General features: G+C 37.0%; 1 protein-coding gene. It reads right to left on the bottom strand.

Annotation, left to right across the window (positions count from 1 at the left end; genetic code table 11):
• A partial coding sequence (locus tag J3B89_RS21105) for a hypothetical protein (protein WP_215768321.1) occupies nucleotides 1–237 on the bottom strand: 237 nt, incomplete at its 3' end.
• Nucleotides 238–273 lie beyond the last annotated feature (36 nt).

The raw sequence follows: 273 nt of genomic DNA, 5'->3' as shown, positions 1-273 counted from the left end.
GAATCCTAATGCCGTAAAATCTTTTATTAGCTGTTCCGCATCTTTTTTATAGATAAAATCAAATCTTGATTTCGACTGCATTTTGTTCCACTGATTCTGGTAAAACTGCACAAACTCCTCTTCCGTCTTGTATTCCAGAATATCAAAAAGATTTTCCAGGAATTTCATCACCTGGGTTTCTTTTAAACCTTCCGGTACGGCATCAATCCTCAGAACGCTTTCATGGGCGATGCTCATTTCAAATCCTAATTCAGGAAGGAATTTCTTAATGGA

The organism is Rheinheimera oceanensis, assembly GCF_018831085.1.
Taxonomy (GTDB): Bacteria; Pseudomonadota; Gammaproteobacteria; order Enterobacterales; family Alteromonadaceae; genus Alishewanella; species Alishewanella oceanensis.
The sequence above is the reverse complement of the archived record's forward strand: the minus strand, read 5'-3'. Positions and strand labels throughout refer to the sequence as shown.